The organism is Nostoc sp. (assembly GCF_036917455.1).
In the GTDB taxonomy this organism is placed as follows: domain Bacteria; phylum Cyanobacteriota; class Cyanobacteriia; order Cyanobacteriales; family Nostocaceae; genus Nostoc.
The window spans coordinates 1-13,999 of record NZ_JBALDK010000158.1; the positions used below are offsets into that span (position 1 = coordinate 1).

Sequence of the window (13,999 nt, forward strand, 5' to 3'; positions counted from 1 at the left end):
CAAATGAGTATGCCGAAATAACAAATGAGTATGCCGAAATAACAAATGAGTATGCCGAAATAACAAATGAGTATGCCGAAATAACAAATGAGTATGCCGAAATAACAAATGAGTATTTTCTGTTAACGATTAAGGACGAAGATGGCAATATTACTCGCATGACCTATAACCAACGGGGTTAGGCAAAATCAATTGTTTCGCCAACAGGGTTAACAACTAACGCCAAAGACGATTTCCGTGATTTACATACAATCCTTAATTGGATATCTATACTTGGTTGTACAGGGTGTTAATTATACTTTTAGTTACAAATCTTCTGAAATCTGGATGTCAAAAATATGATATTGAAATATTCATGCACGCGTAGCATACTCAAAAACCAAAATCAGCCCAGTCGTTAAATAAGGCACCCCACTGAGGAGAAATGAGAAAAGACACAAGAACTGGTATTAAGCCGAAAACAACGACTCAGCAAAGAATTGTCTCTTTCTCTCATCAGTTAAACACTTGGCCTTTGGCAAGTACTAAATGGAATAAGTACAGCTTCAGTTTAAAGTGCGGCTTGCTAATTCTACCTGCGGTCTGGATTGTAACTGTAAATGGACTTAGAGCTACAGCAAATAACTTTACACGGGACTCGACTCAAAAGAGTAGTCAGCCAGAGTTACAAATAGTACAGGAAACAGAACCTTCATCCGTAACTGCCCCGAATCAACCCGAATCGAACCCTCAACCAGAAACACCACAACGGATTCGGGTTCGTAAAATCCAAGTTGTAGATAGCACGGTGTTTAATGAAAATGATTTTAATCCAGTAGTCAAACCCTTTGAAGAACGGGACTTGACTTTAGAAGAAATCAGACAAGCCGCAGATGCTATCACCCAGCTTTACTTAAACAAAGGCTATATCAATTCCAGAGCAGTTCCAGATATTCAGCAATCTAGTACCGCCGATGGTGTGGTGGTAATTCGAGTCATTGAAGGGCGTTTGACAGAGATTAACATCGAAGGGACGCGGCGATTAAATCCATCTTATATTCGTAGTCGCATCCAACTAGGTGCGGGTATCCCTCTCAATAGTGGTAAGCTCGAAGAACAACTGAAACTGTTGCGACTCGATCCTCTATTTACAAATGTGGAAGCGCGTCTGCGACCAACGGGTAAGGTTGGTCAAAGTGTTCTCATTGTCAGAGTTGAAGAAGCAAAAACTTTAATTGGTAGCTTGGGTGTAGACAATTATTCGCCTCCGAGTATTGGGGCGGAAAGATTGGGTATTGAACTGCGCGATCGCAATTTAACCGGGATGGGAGATGAGTTAGCAGGCTCCTATTATCACACCCTTTCTGGTGGTTCTGATGCCTTTGATTTTAGCTATCAAGTTCCCGTTAACGCCATGAATGGCAAAGTGCAGATTAGAACGGCATTTAATCGCAACGAAATCACTGAGCCACCCTTTGATGCGCTTGGCATTCGCGCCAACCAGGATCTTTATGAAATCAATTATCGTCAACCCTTAGTGCGATCGCCCAAAGAAGAATTTGCCTTATCTTTGGGATTTACCTATCAAGATGGTCAAACTTTTCTCTTCGATAACCTTGCAACCCCCTTTGGTATTGGCCCTGATGCCAATGGCGTGAGCCGTACCAGTGTAATTAAATTTGGTCAAGATTATATTAGGCGCGAACCTCAAGGAGCTTGGTTTTTGCGATCGCAATTTAATTTTGGCATTGACGTATTAGATGCAACTATCAACAATGACCCCATACCTGATGGTCGCTTTTTCAGTTGGTTGGGTCAAATACAGCGCGTCCAGCAACTCAGCAACGATCATCTCTTGCTTATCCAAGCAGACTTGCAGCTAACACCAGATAGCCTTTTACCTTCCCAGCAATTTGTTATTGGTGGTGGACAGTCTGTAAGGGGATATCGCCAAAATATCCGCTCTGGGGATAATGGATTTCGAGTAGCGATCGAAGATCGGTTCACAGTCCAGCGCGATAAATCTGGATTATCTACAATTCAACTCGCGCCATTTCTGGACATGGGAGCCGTCTGGAATCAGTCTAACAACCCTAACGTGCTACCCGATCAAGCTTTTTTAGTGGGTGCAGGCTTAGGATTCTTATGGAATCAGGCAATGGGAATTGATAATCTGTTTTTGCGGCTCGATTATGGATTTCCATTTATCGATCTGAGCGATCGCGGCAATAACGCTCAAGATGACGGTTTTTATTTTAGCCTTCGCTATCAACCTTAAGCTGTTGTGTTTTTAATTTGCACATTGAGACAGCAGGGGAGCAGAGGAGAGGGTTTACAGGTTTTACCTAAAAGATTATGAGGCAACTTGTAGGCGCGACAGCTTAGTACAGTAATATCGGTGAGCTTAGTTTGTGTAGCCAGAAATTCCCTTCACTTAACTTATCAATCTTTCCTGACCTATGTCAGCATTTTTTGTTTTAAAAACCACTGAAAAGCGCATTTTCAGGTGATTGGCGATTTTTGGAAAATTTATTTCTGATTATTTACCGAGCTAATCTCCATTTGGGGTGTACTCTCAATATACGGTAACTACTACACTCGACCTTTGAGATAAATTACACCCAGAGGTGAATACCATGAAAAATTATGCTGATAAGCAGGAATTTATATTAAGTCAAATCACAAATAAATATTTTCAGCGCCGAGATTTCAGCGGATGTGACTTGAGTGAAATCGATCTGAAAGGAATTGATTTAAGTGGTGTTAACTTCATAGGAGCAGATTTAACACGAGCAAATTTGTCTGGCTGTGTTCTGACTCGTGCTAATTTAAGTGGTGCAAATTTACTGCAAGCTAGCTTACGCGAAGCTAATTTGTATGAAGCATCTTTGTGTGAAGCTAGTTTGATTAATGCTGATTTAACACGAGCAAATTTGTGCGGAACTTTCTTGTGGCGGGCGAAATTCACAAGTAGTAATCTTTGGGGTGCTTCTTTATGTGATGTGGATTTGAGAGAAGCAGACCTCAGTGAAGCCAATTTAATTGAAGCATCACTGATTGAAGCTAACTTAATTAGAACAAATCTCACAAGAGCAAAATTATGTGGAGCAAAATTACTAGAAGCTAATTTAACTGAGGCCAACTTAACTGGTGCAGACTTAACATGGGCAAATTTAACCAAGGCAAACTTGAGTAAGGCAAACCTTTGGGAGACAAACCTTATTTATGCGAGGTTACAGGATACTATCATGCCTGATGGCACAATTAAGCAACCTCAGATAGTGATTTATTAGTTATATTGTCATTTGTCATTTGTCATTTGTCATTTGTCATTTGTCATTTGTCATTAGCAAGAAGAGAAGAACTTTCTGTTTGCTCCAGTCCCCAATCCCCAATTACTAAAACTCGCGCTGTGAGAAAATAAAAATAGCGATCGCTAACAACAGGGCACTATAAAGTAAACCATAGCCAGCATTTGTAATCAGTGCAGTTGTGTCAGGTAATGCTTGCAGACCATAAACTGCATCATTTTTTAAATCTAATCGAGATAAATCTGGCAAGATGAGAAATAAAACTTGAGTTAAACCTTCCATACCAGGGTTGCGACTCAGACGACCTAGTTGTACTAAATATTGAGTAATATTTCCGATTAAATATACCGCAAAGGTTAAAATTGTTGCTAGCAAGGAAGCAGTAAAAACACCGAAGGTAATAGCTATAGCAGTGATTAATGACAACTGCAATAATAAGAAAATTGCAGCAATTAGAATGCTCGCTGTTGGATGAGGAATGTTACCAAATTGCAGAAATACCAAATAAATTGCTGTCATTGTGGCGACAAGTACAGCTAATACTGCGGATAAACCGAAGTATTTACCAATGATAATTTCGCTACGGCTAACAGGTTTAGCAATTAACACCAAAATAGTGCGTTTTTCAATTTCTTTATTAACCAGTCCCGTACCAACAAATATCGTCACAATCAGCCCGATGGCATTCATCGCCGCCATCCCGAAGTCTAAAAACATTTTGTCTTCAGTTGTAGCTGCAAATTCAGGAAGGACGCGGAAGGCAATGGCGAGGATTAGCGCATAAAAACCAATAATATATAGGATGCGATCGCGTACCACTTCCTGAAACACATTCTTTGCTAGTACAAAAATTCTGTTAATAGTCATTTGTCATTTGTCATTACAAGAGAAGAACTTTCTTTTTGCTCCAGTCCCCAGTCCCCAGTCCCCAGTCCCCAGTCCCCAATCCCCACTTATCACTGTTGTGGAGGTGGCGCTCCTGGAATTAATCTACTGGCGCGATCGCATTCAATTTCTGCAACTGGAATCTTATTCCCTGAATTACTGCTTACTGCAACTGGTTCAATTCGACAAGATTTTCTTAAGTAATAGCCCCGTGGGTTAGAACTTGGGCCACTCCAAATACTTAATAAGTCTAATATATATCCAGATTTAGTATTAGCTACACGCGGTTCAACGCGCCATAAATCCTTCTCTTCATATTTACCCAGGTTTTTTTGAATTACTCCCCTACCCAGAGTCCCTACTCGCTGTTTTGCATCTAGCAACCATTTCTCTACTTCCGACCAAGATGTTTTATCTATTTGTTCTTCTACTATTGGTTGAAGTTTCTCTAGAATTACAACTCCATTTTGTGGGATTTTTAATCGTTCTTCTGTTCTGACAACAAAGGTACTACGTTTAAAAGTATCTGCCTGTAAACTGGGATATTGTTGAAACCAATGATCCATCACAAAATAAAACTGAATCCAGCAACTTAGTAGCATACTACTAGCAACTAAAATTATGATTCTTTGGCGGTCTTGGGGCTTAGGAATTCTCGCTTTAGCGTCAGTGTCGGTTCCTTCAATAAATTCTGGTATTGCCGTAATTAGTGCCGAAATTGTCGGCCAAAAAACGATTATTCTTGGTGTAATTACTTCCTCTTGATTTCCAAAGGCAAAAACACTCACTAAGAATCCAGTAATCACTGCCCCGACTGGCATAAATGTACCAGGAACCCTCAAAGGATCTTGAGTTGTATACCAAGCTGTGCCTGAAATTAAAAATAACCAACCGAAAAAGGCAATGACATCTTTGATATAGCCTGTAGCCAAAGATGAAAGCACCCAAGAAAAGACACTCATATAAATAAATGTCTGCCAAGAATAAGCTTTGGGTGGAACTAATAATTTTCTAATTCCCGCATAAAGCCCTTCAGTAAATTTAAAAAACCCAAATACATCTTTAAGTAGCGTATTCATATTCTCTCCTTACACCTAATTAATCACTCAATTATCTTCCTTTTAATGAATTAAAATCCTGCTATTTTGCTCTAAACAATAGAATAATAGTTATAGCAGTATAGCTCAGAGAATTCGCTATTAGTATAGTCGTTACCAAATTGGTACTTTGTAATCTAAGATTGTTAAAACTACTCCATCGCCGCCGTTGAAATGTTGGAGTTTCCTCTTCTTTTTTCGCAACTTGCTCATTTAATGATAGTAGCAATACCTTTAAGATGAAAAATTTCATCACAAAAGTTGCAAAGAAAACTATAAAGGCGGTTAAGATTATTAAACTTTGACTATTGGATGACTTAAAGTTATTAAAAAACATATAGTTAATTAATTCTGATCTCACCTCTATTGGCAACATTGGTTCTGATACAAAAAATATTAACCAACCAATTACACTAGAAAAAAGATTGACAGAAATAGCATAAAAAATACTAGTTTTTTTGTCAAATTTTAGTCGATAGTGCAAAATATACGCTTCGATGGGGATGGCAATCAGTACAAATAAAAAGTCAAACAGAATTCCACCAATGGGAAAAATCCTCGGAAGCATCCAATTCTCAGGCATAAATAGTCAAGGGTAAGGTTTAACTGTAGAGAGTATAACTGGGATAGTGAGGATGATGGGGGAAATTATCACATTGTTCTTGTCCTTTACTATGCTGGGATGCCACTACTATTTATTGATATTTTTAATACAAAAGTTTTGACTTTATACGGGCGTGCTAGCGGAGTAGTTTCTCTACCTAAGATTACAAGACGTTAGGTAAGATTAAAGACTGCAACTTATAGCTTTTCGATAGATGACAAGGAACGGTATTGGCATTCGCACGGCGCAAGTGCGTCAGGAACGGCTCATTGGTCAAATTCACGTTTACGATGGTCTAGGTAAAGGCAAGTCTCAAGCTGCTTTGGGGGTGGTTTTGCGCTCTATTGGCTTGGGGATAAATACGCCTAGCGATTCTAACCGGGTTTTACTGCTGCGATTTTTAAAAGGGCCGGAACGTGATTATGACGAAGATGGCGCGATCGCAGCTTTGCAGCGTGGGTTTCCCCATTTAATAGACCAGGTTCGCACTGGGAGAGCCGAATTTTTTGGCCCAGAAGAAATTACCACCTTTGACCAAGCTGAGGCGATGCGGGGTTGGGATGTAGCCAAAGGTGCGATCGCAAGCGGTTTATATTCAGTTGTCGTCTTGGATGAAATTAACCCCGTTCTGGATTTGGGTTTGCTACCAGCGGATGAAGTAGTCAAGACATTAAAATCCAAACCCCAAGAGTTAGAAATCATTGCTACCGGACGCGCTGCACCGCAAAAGTTACTTGATATTGCAGATTTACACTCAGAAATGAAACCTCATCACCATCCAACAGCCAAAGCCCTCTTTCTGGAAGGGATTGAAATTTATACTGGTGCTGGTAAAGGTAAGTCTACTAGTGCATTAGGCAAAGCCTTACAGGCCATTGGTAGGGGAATCAATCATCCAGGGTCTACCCGTGTGTTAATTATGCAGTGGCTTAAAGGTGGTACTGGCTACACAGAAGACGCAGCGATCGCCGCCTTGCAGCAATCATATCCAGAAGTGGTGGATCATCAGCGCTGTGGTGGCGATTCCATTGTCTGGCGCAATTCCCGGCAAGAATTAGACTATGTAGAAGCCGAGCGGGGTTGGGAAATTGCGAAAGTTGCGATCGCCTCTGGAATGTATAAAACTATTATTCTCGATGAACTAAATCCCACCGTTGATTTAGAATTACTCCCCGTTGAACCAATTGTTCAAGCTTTACTTCGCAAACCCCGCGACACCGAAATCATCATTACTGGCCGCTGTCAAAATCAGCCGGCATACTTCGACTTAGCTAGCGTTCATTCAGAGGTTTATTGCCACAAACACTATGCAAATCAAGGTGTAGAACTTAAACGAGGGGTAGATTTTTAAATTAGTCATTAGCTATTCTTCGTGCTGCTATTTGTGTCACAGAATTAGTTATAGATCATCCTCATCCCTTAAAAGGAGATAGAGCAGGTGAAGGGGTTGTGCTTGTTTTAGTACCATCAATCAAGAAAGCGCACGTCAGTGGTGTTGCACGGTGGTTAAATCTGCATAAGGCACTGATTCAACTTTCGCTTTCCGGTAAAACCAATGACCGCTTCTGGTTTAATTTTTTCCATGAAGCAGCACATATTTTGCTCCATGATAAGGAAAATATTTTTCTTGATGAATGGAATAGTGAGGAAAGTTTGAAATCGGAGCAGGAGGGCGAAGCAGATCGATGGTCGCGGGAATTTTTGATCCCACTTGAATATAAGGGGGAATTAGCAAAGCTTAAATATGAAACTGATATGATTGATTTTGCAGAACGTATTGGTATTCATCCTGGTATTGTTGTCGGTCGGCTGCAACACGATCGTCTAATCGATCCGTCTTGGATGAATGATTTAAAGGTGAATTTGCATTTTCAAGAGATAGAAAGTGTGTGAAGTCTGGCACACTAGCGGGAATTTTTACTTTTAGGTAGTAGAATATTTTGCACAAAGCGATCGCGTCCTGCTGCCTTTGCTTGATATAATGCCCGATCTGCTGCGGCAATGATTTCTTCCAAGTTAGAATCTAGCTGAGGAATTTCTGTCGTAAACCCGACACTAATGGTTACATGAGGACTAACTTGGGAATTTTGATGAGGTATTGCTAGTGTGCGGACAGCATGGCAAATTTCCTCGGCAATATGAGTCGCCCCCTCGGTGTCTGTGTTAGGTAAAATCACAGCAAATTCTTCCCCACCATAACGGGCAACTAGATCGCTGGGACGCTTAATAATATCTTTAATGGCTTTAGCAATTTCTTGAAGACAGCGATCGCCTACCCGATGCCCATAAGTATCGTTATATAATTTGAAGAAATCAACATCACAAAGAATCAGCGAAAGCGGCCGTTGCTCCCGTTTTAGGCGCTGCCACTCTTGGTCAAGATACTCTTCAAACCGTCGGCGGTTAGCTACTTGAGTTAATCCATCAATAGTAACTAATCGCTGCAATTCCAGATTAACGGTTTCTAGTTTTTGCTGTAACTGAGATTGCTCAATCAAGCGTTTTACCCGTTGTCGCAGAACTGGCCAGTGAATCGGTTTGGTAACATAGTCCATTGCCCCTACTGCAAATGCCCGATCGACTGACTCTTGATCCTCAAGTCCTGTAATCATTAAAACTGGAGTGTGTTTACTACAATCAAGAAGTTCCAACTGAGTGCAACACTCAAACCCATCCATATCTGGCATTATGGCATCAAGAAGTATTATGTCAGGGTGCTGTTGGTTAAAAGCAGTTAAAGCTTCTCTACCATTTTGAGCTTCCACTATTTTATAGCCTTCTCGCTCCAAGAAATGCCGCAGGATCATGCGGATAAAAGGTTCATCATCAACAATTAAAACTAAAAATTGGCTTTCTTGAGCAGTGGCATTCATGGCGTTTCCTTCGCAAGTTCTTTTTCTAAGGCTGTTCTAACTTGTTCATATTCCTGGTATAGTTGCGAGAGTGATTCTACGCTGTTTTCTAATTTACTGCTGCGTCCTTGTGCTTCTAACACCCTGCAAAGCTGCACTAAGGCGATCGCTCCGATAAAGCCACTGCTAGACTTGAGTTTGTGTGCTGCTTTCCATATAGTTTGGGCATCCTGAGTTGCGATCGCTGTGCTAATATTTTCCACCAGTTTCGCTGTCTCCGTAAGATAACACTCAATCAGTTCAGCAAATACAACACTATCTCCTCTGACCATATCCCGCAAGGATTTCAGAATACTGAGATCAATTTTGGCGTTTTTTAATGTCTGATGTTGCCCTTCTTTGAGGATATTTTGCGAAGTTTGCAATTCTAAGGACATCACTCGATCTTGTTTGACTATGGAAGGGAATTCAATACTTCTTTGATGTGGATATTTGCTGAGTGCTTGAGCTAAATCTTGAAACTGAATAGGTTTGCTAATGTAGTCATCCATACCAGCAGCAAGACAGACTTCGCGATCGCCCCGCATCGCATTGGCAGTTATTGCAATGATATAGGGGCGAAAACCCGCTTCCCATTCTTGACAAATTCTCCGGGATGCTTCTAACCCATCCATTTCAGGCATGTGGATATCCATCAGCACTAGGTCATAAGGCTGTTTTTGCAAAGCCTTGAGTACTTCTACTCCATTGGTAACGACATCCGCCTCATAACCCATTTTCTGTAACATCAGTAAAGCAACTTTCTGATTAACAACTGTATCCTCTGCTAGGAGAATCCGCAGTGGCAATAGATGGGCTAAATGCCGATCTACCAAGGGAAAATGAGAAATACTGGCTGGAATCGGCTGATTTCCCAAAACACGGGTAATAACATCGTAGAGTTGAGACTGTTTAATAGGTTTGGTCAAAGAGGCTGCAAACTGGACATCACCAAAGTCAGAGAAAGTTTCTCCTCTACCCAAAGAGGTCAGAATCACTAAAGGCAGATTTTGTCCACCAGATTGCTTGCGGATTTGATGAGCTAGGGTTATGCCATCCATTTCCGGCATTTGCACATCTAAAATGGCAATATCAAACTGTGTTCCCAGAGCAAGTTGAGCTAAAGCTTCTTCACCAGATTTAGCTGCATAAGTTTCCATTTTCCAAGACTCTGCTTGCAAGCTGATAATTTGGCGGTTGGTCAGATTGTCATCCACAATCAACAGGCGCTTTCCTTCAAATTGCATCGGCGAATTACTAAATTCACCTTGCTCTGATACAGCTGGCACTTGGGCTGTAATGGTGAAGTAGAATGTTGAACCTTGAGAAGGGTAAGGAGATGATAATAATTTTCCACTTTTCCATCTACGGCTAGGATTGCCACCAACAAATCCTTGACTTTCTACCCAAAGAGTGCCGCCCATCATCTTACTTAGCCGCTTGCTGATGACTAGTCCTAGTCCTGTGCCGCCATATCGTCGAGTCATGGAGACATCAGCCTGAGTGAAGGGGTGAAATAAGCGCTCTATTTTCTCTGGTGTGATGCCAATACCTGTATCTTGGATAGCAAATTGAATTTCGTAGAGAAGTTGCTCTTGGACAAGAGGTATTGGGGATCGGGGATCGGGGAACTCGGGGCCCCCTCTGGGGATTAGGGGCGATGGGGACTGGGAAGAAATTTCTCGAGCCAAATTCCCATTACCCCTTATTGCCAGAGGCAGCACCGATTTCCCTAATCCTCGATCTCCATTCCCTAGTTCAACAGATAGTACCACTTCTCCATGTTCAGTAAACTTAATCGCATTGTTGAGGAGATTCATTAAGACTTGGCGTAGACGTGTCATATCGCCGATAATCTGGGTGGGAACTTGCGGATGGATTAGGTAAGCTAGTTCAATGTCTTTTTGGGCAGCTTTCGGGGCTAATAAAGAAATAGCCTGTTCTACACAGGCTCTCAAATCAAAAGGCTGTTCTTCTAATTCCAGCTTTCCCGACTCAATTTTAGAGAAATCTAGGATGTCGTTGATGATGGTGAGCAAAGCATCTCCGCTACTGCGAACTGTTTCCACAAATTCTTGTTGTTGGGGCGTGAGGTCGGTATCCAGCAGTAGACCAGTCATGCCAATAACAGCATTCATTGGAGTCCGAATTTCGTGGCTCATCATCGCTAAAAACTCACTTTTTGCCCGATTTGCGGCTTCTGCCTGACGTTTTGCCTGCTCCAAGGCAAAGTTTTTCAAAGTAAGTTCTTCCCGTTGGCGCGTTTCTTGTTCCAGTAAGTGAGCGTGTGCTAGAGCAATACCCAGTTGAGCTGCAACTGCTTCTAGTAATTCGATTTCGTCTTGTGTCCACTGGCGAAAATAGCTGCACTGATGTAAGCCGATCGCACCATTCGGTTCTCCTTGATAGGAGGTGCGGATTGACAGCATAGACTTGAGTCCAATTTCTCGGCAGGTAGGTTCAACTCCCTGGAGTAAAGGATCGACGTAGACATTTGGAGAAGCGATCGCCATTTCTTGCGCCATCATCTGCTCAACATGAGGATTATTGGTCATAGGAACTGCCAATTTCAACATGGAGCAGTAACCGGGAAGTATATTATACTCTGCTACTAAGGGAATTCCGGGTGTGGGGTCGCTAATGTAAGAATGAATCAGACAGCGTTCAACTCCAAATGCTTGTCCAATTTGGGTAGCAGCCGTCTCAAAGATTTTGCTGCTATCAAGACTTTGACGAATTTCCTGAGTAATTTGCTCAAGGAGTAGGGTTCGATGCAATTGCCGTTGCAGTGCTTCTTTTGCTCGTTTGTTTTCGGTAATATCGTGATTTATGCCAACCGTGGCCACAGTTTCTCCTTGTTCATCCTGTAAAGAGATTATGGTTGTTTCGCAAATTCCCTCACTGCCATCTTTACGAATAAAGTGTATTTCCCCTGACCAGCGTCCTTGCTGGTTGATTGTTTGGAGGATTTTGGTGCTTAATATTGCGGCTAGTTCCGGCTGATGCAAAATACTGATATGTTTAGCCAAAATCTCGACTTTGGTATAACCAAACATGCTTTCGGCAGCAGGATTCCAGTCAATAATATTTCCGGTTAAATCTGTGATAATTACGCCATCATGCATATTTTCAAAAGTGAGGGCTTGCCGACGCAGACTGGCTTCGGCTTGCTTGCGGTGGCTAATATCTGTCTGAATTCCAATAAAGTGGCTTAAGTTGCCATTTTCGTCATGGATAGGAGAAATACTCAATTCATTCCAGAACAAATTACCATCTTTTCGATAGTTGCGGAGAATGACTTTGCAACTTGTTCCAGCTTGAATAGATAAGCGTAGTTCATTGAGTGCTGATTGCTGGCTATCTGTGCGTTGCAAAAATCGACAGTTTTGCCCAATCACTTCATTAGCACTGTAGCCTGTTATTTGCTCAAAGGCATAGTTGACGTAAATAACTGGATTGCAGGCAAGTCTAGCATCGGCAATAATAATTCCATTACTGGTAGCAGCAAGTGCCCTTTCCCTGAGTCTCAAGGTTTCTTCAACCTGCTTTAAATCAGTAATGTCAAACATAAACCCCCTCAACATCGTAGGAGTTCCTGCTTCCTCAACTACGCTAACAACGTCTCGCAGCCAGACAACTCGCCCATCGGCTGCTAACATCCGGTACTCCAATTCGTAATTCTCGCACCTAGCAGTTGCTTCTCGGCAAAAACGAATGGACTTTTCCTTGTCATCTGGATGTATATGATCGATCCAAAAGTTTTCTTCGTACCATTCTGCGATCGCATAATTTAACAAGTTTACTGCTTGCGGTCCAACGTAAGTAAATTGCCAAGTTTTCAAGTCTAATTCCCAAGGGATAACCTTGACAGTTTCGAGTAATCGTCGCAGACGGTTTTCACTACCGCGCAGATCAATTTCTACCTCTTTCTGTTTAAAAATCCTCTGAGTTAACTCCTGATTTATTGCTGTTATATGCTGGTTACTTGCTTTCATAGTTAGAGCAAAACATATTGATAATATCAGTGTAACAACAAGCAATAAACCTCCTATCAATACTACTTGTGTTAACAATCCCGGAGTTTGGATGAAAAGTCTCTGCCAGAGTAGGACTACAGACATTGAGAAGAGAATCCCTAGCAACAGAGCTAGTAATTTTCGTTTGCGGAAAAATATCACAACTTTTAACCAGTCATATCGGTGCTGTTTGACCATTTTTTAAGCCTCCAGCACTTTTAGGGTTTATTGTGCTAGCTTTTACTTTTAAGTAATCTGAAATATCAATGGCAAGGGGGCAATTACGGAAGTTTTTTAATATATAATATTGGTTGGTAAAAAAAATTAATAACTTCTGGTTCTATTTAACTAAATAGACAAGAATAAATCGAAGTAATTTAAGTAATATAAAAATATTGAAATTAGTTTATAGTAAGCACTTTAGTGTTTACTATAAACCCTTAAAATTAGCTTGACAATATGCTCGTTGGTAACATCCATAATTTTGAAGTGAAGGGTGAATTGCCATCTAGAGTTTTAAGCAATGTCTTTGAAGGGCTACGCCTACACATTAGACCTCTTGCATAAATCAAAAATAGAGAACCCCATCGGGAGCAACGCGAAAAAGTGAGATCCTGGTGAAATAGGCAGGGGAGGCAGGGGGAGCAGGGGGAGCAGGGGGAGTAAAGAGGCATTTTTAGTATTTTTTACTACCGAAACAGACTGCTTCTACACTTATTTCTTTCTCTTCCCCTGCCTCCCCTGCATCCCTTGCTCCCCCTGCTCACAAAATCGCATTGCTCCCACCCCACAGCGACATCAGCACACAAATCATTGAGGACAGCATAGAAAATCCATGTAGCATATATTTGCATCTCCATTTCTAGGCAGCACAGCACATCTGTTGTTAAATAATGTATTTTTATGTACACTAAACTCAGTACTATCGCTGCTATCACTGGTAGAGAAAGTCTGGATTTTCTTGTTTTTTCCGTGGCTCACTCATGGCTATTTTCAACACCCTTGTGTTGAGTTTAACTACTGAGCTTTAGTCACTTGACAAGTTTCTATTTTTCTTAACTTGATACCAATGAAAAGATGCCCGCTATTAAATCATTATGTAAACAGAATAGTTATTATAAATAAAAACTTATATCTGACAAAATAAGTAAACATAAGAAATAATATTGTAAATACAATAGTATTCATAAGTAAGAGTTTATATATTATGTCAATT

The 13,999-nt window shown here is 41.1% G+C and carries 10 protein-coding genes; 5 read left to right on the top strand and 5 right to left on the bottom strand.

Annotated elements, in window-relative coordinates; all coding sequences use genetic code 11:
• From V7K42_RS16995 to V7K42_RS17005, 3 genes are all read left to right on the top strand, one after another.
• Positions 1 to 182 (top strand): hypothetical protein (locus tag V7K42_RS16995; protein WP_334918040.1); only part of this gene is annotated, 182 nt, incomplete at its 5' end.
• A gap of 242 nt (positions 183 to 424) precedes the next feature.
• The gene (locus V7K42_RS17000) at positions 425 to 2,257 is read left to right on the top strand and encodes a ShlB/FhaC/HecB family hemolysin secretion/activation protein (protein WP_334918041.1); all 1,833 of its coding nucleotides are present in this window, start codon (positions 425 to 427) and stop codon (positions 2,255 to 2,257) included.
• Between the two features lie 358 nt (positions 2,258 to 2,615).
• Positions 2,616 to 3,272, top strand: a complete 657-nt coding sequence (locus V7K42_RS17005; RefSeq protein ID WP_334918042.1) for a pentapeptide repeat-containing protein — start codon at positions 2,616 to 2,618, stop codon at positions 3,270 to 3,272.
• A 105-nt stretch (positions 3,273 to 3,377) separates the two neighbouring features.
• Here the strand turns inward: V7K42_RS17005 and V7K42_RS17010 are convergent, their stop codons facing one another.
• From V7K42_RS17010 to fraC, 3 genes are all read right to left on the bottom strand, one after another.
• Positions 3,378 to 4,157, bottom strand: coding sequence for an ABC transporter permease (locus V7K42_RS17010; RefSeq protein ID WP_334918044.1), 780 nt, complete (start codon positions 4,155 to 4,157; stop codon positions 3,378 to 3,380).
• 89 nt (positions 4,158 to 4,246) lie between these two features.
• Positions 4,247 to 5,254 carry a septal junction protein FraD gene (fraD, locus tag V7K42_RS17015; RefSeq protein WP_334918046.1) on the bottom strand — a complete coding sequence of 336 codons (1,008 nt, stop codon included), beginning with the start codon at positions 5,252 to 5,254 and terminating at the stop codon, positions 4,247 to 4,249.
• Positions 5,255 to 5,315: 61 nt separating this feature from the next.
• Positions 5,316 to 5,855, bottom strand: coding sequence for a filament integrity protein FraC (gene fraC / locus V7K42_RS17020; protein ID WP_334918048.1), 540 nt, complete (start codon positions 5,853 to 5,855; stop codon positions 5,316 to 5,318).
• Positions 5,856 to 6,090: 235 nt separating this feature from the next.
• Here fraC and V7K42_RS17025 point away from each other — a divergent pair, with 235 nt between their 5' ends.
• The gene (locus tag V7K42_RS17025) at positions 6,091 to 7,227 is read left to right on the top strand and encodes a cob(I)yrinic acid a,c-diamide adenosyltransferase (RefSeq protein ID WP_334918050.1); all 1,137 of its coding nucleotides are present in this window, start codon (positions 6,091 to 6,093) and stop codon (positions 7,225 to 7,227) included.
• Positions 7,228 to 7,325: 98 nt separating this feature from the next.
• Positions 7,326 to 7,769: an ImmA/IrrE family metallo-endopeptidase gene (locus V7K42_RS17030; RefSeq protein ID WP_334918052.1), complete on the top strand. Its 444-nt coding sequence runs from the start codon at positions 7,326 to 7,328 to the stop codon at positions 7,767 to 7,769.
• An 11-nt stretch (positions 7,770 to 7,780) separates the two neighbouring features.
• Here the strand turns inward: V7K42_RS17030 and V7K42_RS17035 are convergent, their stop codons facing one another.
• On the bottom strand, positions 7,781 to 8,749 hold the full coding sequence (locus V7K42_RS17035) for a PleD family two-component system response regulator (protein ID WP_334918054.1): 969 nt from the start codon (positions 8,747 to 8,749) through the stop codon (positions 7,781 to 7,783).
• Positions 8,746 to 12,981, bottom strand: a complete 4,236-nt coding sequence (locus V7K42_RS17040) for a PAS domain S-box protein (protein WP_334918056.1) — start codon at positions 12,979 to 12,981, stop codon at positions 8,746 to 8,748. Before V7K42_RS17040 ends, V7K42_RS17035 begins: the two co-directional genes overlap by 4 nt.
• Between the last annotated feature and the right edge of the window lie 1,018 nt (positions 12,982 to 13,999).

Excerpts from the sequence above, each read along its gene's own strand:
- V7K42_RS17040 (WP_334918056.1), bottom strand. The coding sequence starts at position 12,981 with ATGGTCAAACAGCACCGATATGACTGGTTAAAAGTTGTGATATTTTTC.
- fraD (WP_334918046.1), bottom strand. The coding sequence starts at position 5,254 with ATGAATACGCTACTTAAAGATGTATTTGGGTTTTTTAAATTTACTGAA.
- V7K42_RS17010 (WP_334918044.1), bottom strand. The coding sequence starts at position 4,157 with ATGACTATTAACAGAATTTTTGTACTAGCAAAGAATGTGTTTCAGGAA.
- V7K42_RS17005 (WP_334918042.1), top strand. The coding sequence starts at position 2,616 with ATGAAAAATTATGCTGATAAGCAGGAATTTATATTAAGTCAAATCACA.
- V7K42_RS17025 (WP_334918050.1), top strand. The coding sequence starts at position 6,091 with ATGACAAGGAACGGTATTGGCATTCGCACGGCGCAAGTGCGTCAGGAA.
- V7K42_RS17035 (WP_334918054.1), bottom strand. The coding sequence starts at position 8,749 with ATGAATGCCACTGCTCAAGAAAGCCAATTTTTAGTTTTAATTGTTGAT.
- fraC (WP_334918048.1), bottom strand. The coding sequence starts at position 5,855 with ATGCCTGAGAATTGGATGCTTCCGAGGATTTTTCCCATTGGTGGAATT.
- V7K42_RS17000 (WP_334918041.1), top strand. The coding sequence starts at position 425 with ATGAGAAAAGACACAAGAACTGGTATTAAGCCGAAAACAACGACTCAG.